The 3,853-nt window shown below is 39.3% G+C and carries 7 protein-coding genes and 2 pseudogenes; 5 read left to right on the top strand and 4 right to left on the bottom strand.

The genetic code is table 11. The annotated features are described in order from the left end of the window. Nucleotides 1–396 precede the first annotated feature (396 nt). From B8983_RS13740 to B8983_RS13725, 4 genes are all read right to left on the bottom strand, one after another. Nucleotides 397–660 carry a Txe/YoeB family addiction module toxin gene (locus B8983_RS13740; protein ID WP_200806912.1) on the bottom strand — a complete coding sequence of 88 codons (264 nt, stop codon included), beginning with the start codon at nucleotides 658–660 and terminating at the stop codon, nucleotides 397–399. Next, the gene (locus tag B8983_RS13735; RefSeq protein ID WP_084286116.1) at nucleotides 650–907 is read right to left on the bottom strand and encodes a type II toxin-antitoxin system Phd/YefM family antitoxin; all 258 of its coding nucleotides are present in this window, start codon (nucleotides 905–907) and stop codon (nucleotides 650–652) included. Before B8983_RS13735 ends, B8983_RS13740 begins: the two co-directional genes overlap by 11 nt. Nucleotides 908–1,152: 245 nt before the next feature. Beyond that, on the bottom strand, nucleotides 1,153–1,362 hold the full coding sequence (locus B8983_RS13730) for a BrnA antitoxin family protein (RefSeq protein ID WP_084286114.1): 210 nt from the start codon (nucleotides 1,360–1,362) through the stop codon (nucleotides 1,153–1,155). An 11-nt stretch (nucleotides 1,363–1,373) separates the two neighbouring features. Then, entirely contained in the window at nucleotides 1,374–1,652 is a 279-nt protein-coding gene (locus tag B8983_RS13725; RefSeq protein ID WP_084286112.1) for a BrnT family toxin, read from the bottom strand. A 471-nt stretch (nucleotides 1,653–2,123) separates the two neighbouring features. Here B8983_RS13725 and B8983_RS13720 point away from each other — a divergent pair. From B8983_RS13720 to B8983_RS13700, 5 genes and pseudogenes are all read left to right on the top strand, one after another. Then, nucleotides 2,124–2,455 (top strand): annotated as a pseudogene (locus tag B8983_RS13720) (type II toxin-antitoxin system RelE/ParE family toxin). 25 nt (nucleotides 2,456–2,480) lie between these two features. Then, nucleotides 2,481–2,750, top strand: a complete 270-nt coding sequence (locus tag B8983_RS13715) for a helix-turn-helix domain-containing protein (protein WP_439650393.1) — start codon at nucleotides 2,481–2,483, stop codon at nucleotides 2,748–2,750. Nucleotides 2,751–2,938: 188 nt separating this feature from the next. After that, entirely contained in the window at nucleotides 2,939–3,211 is a 273-nt protein-coding gene (locus B8983_RS13710) for a BrnT family toxin (RefSeq protein WP_084286108.1), read from the top strand. Then, nucleotides 3,192–3,539 carry a BrnA antitoxin family protein gene (locus B8983_RS13705; protein WP_084286106.1) on the top strand — a complete coding sequence of 116 codons (348 nt, stop codon included), beginning with the start codon at nucleotides 3,192–3,194 and terminating at the stop codon, nucleotides 3,537–3,539. The genes B8983_RS13710 and B8983_RS13705 overlap by 20 nt, the downstream gene beginning before the upstream one ends. Before the next feature lie 87 nt (nucleotides 3,540–3,626). Then, nucleotides 3,627–3,853 (top strand): annotated as a pseudogene (locus B8983_RS13700) (DDE-type integrase/transposase/recombinase); the annotation flags it as partial.

Here is a 3,853-nt window from a genome sequence, read left to right as displayed (position 1 = left end):
TGGCTACTTTGACTTGGAGGTCGAGAAGCTAAGATACTAAATCATCCTTAGCCTCCTTTCATTTTTCAAAGTTGCACTTCGTATTAGAATTCACCAGTACTTAAAAGCGTACCCTTTTCAAATAACTATTCCATCAACGCGACTAAAAAATAATAATGAAGTGGCAAAAGACTTACAAATTTAGTGGTTTTATCTTTTAAAACGACATCGACTGATGCAATGAAGCTAAATTAGTTTGTCCTTTTAAAAGGACGATTCTAGATGAGGGACATCCGATACTAATGGTGCCGAACTATGCCTAGTCCTAAAATAATGACCTGCACGAAGCAGGGCATTATTTGATTTTGATGTCCCAGGACGGAATCGAACCACCGACAAAAGGCTTTTCAATCCTAGCTACTCGTAGTGGTAACGACAGGCAATAATAACCAATTGATCTTTCTCAATTGCATAAATCAATCGATTAACATCATCGATACGCCTGGACCATAATCCAGATAAATTTTCTTTTAGGGCTTCAGGCTTTCCAATCCCATCCTCTGGATCTCTCATAGCATCTTTAATGAGTAAATTAATTCGCTTGAGTGTTTTCTTATCTTGCACTTGCCAATAAAGGTAATCTGACCAAGCAGCATTCGTCCAAACTAACTTACTGCGCATCAACTAAGGCCTTAGTTTTAGTTTGACCTTTGCGATATTGGCTCAAGGATTTCTCTAAATGCTTTACGTTGGCTGGAGACTTTAATAAATGAACTGTTTCCATCATACTGTTGTATGTATCTAAGGACATAACAACAGCGTCATCAGCATCTCTTCGAGAAATAATTGTTACATCACAATCAGCCACCACCTGATCAATCACTTGTTTAAATTGGTTTCTTGCATCAGAAAAATTAATAACTCGCATAAAGAACTCCCTACTTGTCTTATATATAGTACAAGTATACATTGGTTTTTATTTATGGGCACTCATTTAGTAAACTCCCTTACATCGTGTATGGTGAAGAGCCAGCAATTGAGGCAAATAACCCTTAATTAATACAGTGATTTACTGGCCCAAATAAAAAACCACCCGAAGATGGTTTTGGTGTTTCTTGGTGGCCCGGGGCGGAGTCGACTAGGACCTCAGGAGATCCTCATCCTACCTCTAGACTACTTCCAGCTAAGATTCAATTTCTTATGCGATGCGGCGCAATCTCTCAAATAGAGATTAATGAGGCTTTGATAGGGAATGCCCACCTCTTCTGATACAGACTTAAAGTAATTCACTGAGTCTTCGTCCAATCTAATCGTTATAGGCTTCTTGAGCATGGAAGCATATGGATTTTTACGAGCTTTTGAGAAATCATATTCTTTACGCATCTTCATCACCTTTAATAAGCTTTTGACTCTTTAGGGGTTGCCTTACGAGCCGAAATAATACGAACGACATTACCCTCCCTTCGATAACAATGGCAAACCAAAATCACACGAAGAGAATGGCTTACTCCCAGCAAGATAAATCTCTCTTCATCCTCCGAATGATCGGGATCGGAAATTAACTTAGCACTTTCATCATAAAACACGGATTTCGCCTCTTCAAAAGAAATGCCGTGCTTCTTCAGATTAGCTGAAGCTTTTTTGGGTTCCCATTCAAATCGCAATGAAGTCATATGTACATTGTACATATATTAACTTGATAGAACAACTTCGCCCGACTTAAATAAAATGCTCCGCATAAAGCTGGGTATTATTTGCATGACCTGAGACAGACCTTACAGTTTCTAGAAGAAAGCTTTTAAATCCTTAGTCAAATTTATCCTTTAAATGGACTTTACATAAAAAGGGGGGCCCCTTCATTCTAAAGTTCTATAGCAAGAGCGTTAAAAAACGATTGAGCATCCCCACTTGTAAGGTCAGCACTCTGGACAAGATTCAAAAGCTGACTTTAGGTGGAAACACCATCCATGACTTTAGAAGCAATTAGGCAATAAAAAACCACCCGAAGGTGGTTTTGGTGTTTCTTGGTGGCCTGGGGCAGAATCGAACTGCCGACACGCGGATTTTCAATCCTTCTAATAAACTGTCTTTTTAAAGAACTATTAAGAGTTGTTTTTCATTAACAAATTTGTTAACATTTGTTAATGACTTATTCAATCATTTATTACAGTCAAGAAGTTCAAGAAGACATCCTGAGTTTGCCTATAACTCTTCAAGCTCGTTACATTGTCTTAACTGATCGAATGTTAGAGTATGGCCCCAATTTAGGTTTACCGCATACCGATGCTTTTGGTGGTGGTCTATTTGAATTAAGACTTAAGGGTGCAGAGGGTATTGCAAGAGTTTTCTTTTTACGATGGTAAGACAAGAAATTGTAATGCTACATAGCTTTGTTAAAAAGACTCAAAAGACACCTGATAAAGAATTAAAACTTGCTAAGCAACGCATGAGGGAGATAAAAAATGAAAACAATTAAAACTAAAGCTCTAAGCCATAAACAAATGGTTAATAAGATGCTTAAGAATTCGGCAGTTAAAGCTGAGGTTGATAAACTCAATCGCGAAGAGTTCGCTATTCTTGATGAAATTCTTGCGGCAAGAAAAGAGTCTGGATTAACACAAGCTCAAATTGCTAAGCTTATGGGAACAAAAGCCCCAGCCATTGCTAGATTAGAAAGCTCTTTGGCTACCGGTAAGCACTCTCCCAGTCTAAGCACTCTTCGAAAATATGCGGCTGCTGTTGGTAAGAAGATTGAGCTTCATTTGGTGTAGAAAAGAAAACCCATCTTCCGCCAAACCAAATAAAAAACCACCCGAAGGTGGTTTTGGTGTTTCTTGGTGGCCCGGGGCGGAATCGAACCAGGACCTAGGATGTCTAATCCCACGTGTTAAATACCCTCAATTATTGTAGTTACATTTATATATTGATTTCTTAATTTAATGTAGCTACAATAATATAAATGAAATTGACATTTGATCCCACAAAAGACAGCACTAATTTTCACAAACACGGCCTGTCTCTGTCTGAGGCTAAATTTTTAGATTGGGCTGATGCTTTAAGTTGGATTGATAACAGAAAAGATTATGGTGAAATTCGTAGTGTTGCGTTGGCACCAATGAAGCATCGGTTGTATTGTGTAGTTTATGTTGATACAAAAGTAAGCAGAAGAATCATTAGCTTGAGAAAAGCCAATAACCGTGAGATTGATAGATATGAAGAAGAAACTAATTAGACCTAGCGCCAAAGAGGATGCTGCCATTACAAAAGCTGCAAAGTCTGATCCTAATTCACGCCCCCTCACAAACAAGCAGTGGGATAAGGTTAAACCAACTCTAACTCGTGGGCGAGGTCGGCCATTAGGTAGCGGCACTAAGGAGCAAGTTACCTTACGGATTGATAGCGATACCTTGGCTTTTTATAAGTCTAAGGGTAATGGATGGCAGACTTTTATTAATCTACTTCTTGGTGAAATAAAAAAAGAATCTAAATCAATCAAGCTCGTTGAGAAAAAAGTCATCAACGGAAACCTCATTACGACCAAATCTAAGATTGCCGCCTAAGTGACTTAATCCTCCCCCGAGGAACCATCCTGCCAACCCAAAAGAAAATGCCCCGCACGAAGCAGGGCATTATTTAATTTTGGTGGCCCGGGGCGTTATCAATCCTACAAGGGAGTAGTCGGTAAAGCAGCGCCAAACCTGCTCAATCGCGACTTTGAAGCCAAGAGACCTCACCAGCAGTGGGTGACGGACGTCACCGAGTTCAATATTAAAGGCGAGAAGGTTTACCTCTCACCTATCCTCGACCTTTATAACCAAGAAATTATCTCCTATGAGATCGCACAACAACCCCATATAAGTATGGTAATGAACAT

The organism is Polynucleobacter kasalickyi, assembly GCF_900176405.1.
GTDB classification, from domain to species: Bacteria; Pseudomonadota; Gammaproteobacteria; order Burkholderiales; family Burkholderiaceae; genus Polynucleobacter; species Polynucleobacter kasalickyi.
This window is presented reverse-complemented; position numbering and strand designations above follow the sequence as displayed.

Bases quoted from the DNA above. Each gene is read 5' to 3' on its own strand.
- B8983_RS13740 (WP_200806912.1), bottom strand. From the start codon at position 660: ATGCGCAGTAAGTTAGTTTGGACGAATGCTGCTTGGTCAGATTACCTT.
- B8983_RS13735 (WP_084286116.1), bottom strand. From the start codon at position 907: ATGCGAGTTATTAATTTTTCTGATGCAAGAAACCAATTTAAACAAGTG.
- B8983_RS13730 (WP_084286114.1), bottom strand. From the start codon at position 1,362: ATGCGTAAAGAATATGATTTCTCAAAAGCTCGTAAAAATCCATATGCT.
- B8983_RS13725 (WP_084286112.1), bottom strand. From the start codon at position 1,652: ATGACTTCATTGCGATTTGAATGGGAACCCAAAAAAGCTTCAGCTAAT.
- B8983_RS13715 (WP_439650393.1), top strand. From the start codon at position 2,481: ATGGTTAATAAGATGCTTAAGAATTCGGCAGTTAAAGCTGAGGTTGAT.
- B8983_RS13710 (WP_084286108.1), top strand. From the start codon at position 2,939: ATGAAATTGACATTTGATCCCACAAAAGACAGCACTAATTTTCACAAA.
- B8983_RS13705 (WP_084286106.1), top strand. From the start codon at position 3,192: ATGAAGAAGAAACTAATTAGACCTAGCGCCAAAGAGGATGCTGCCATT.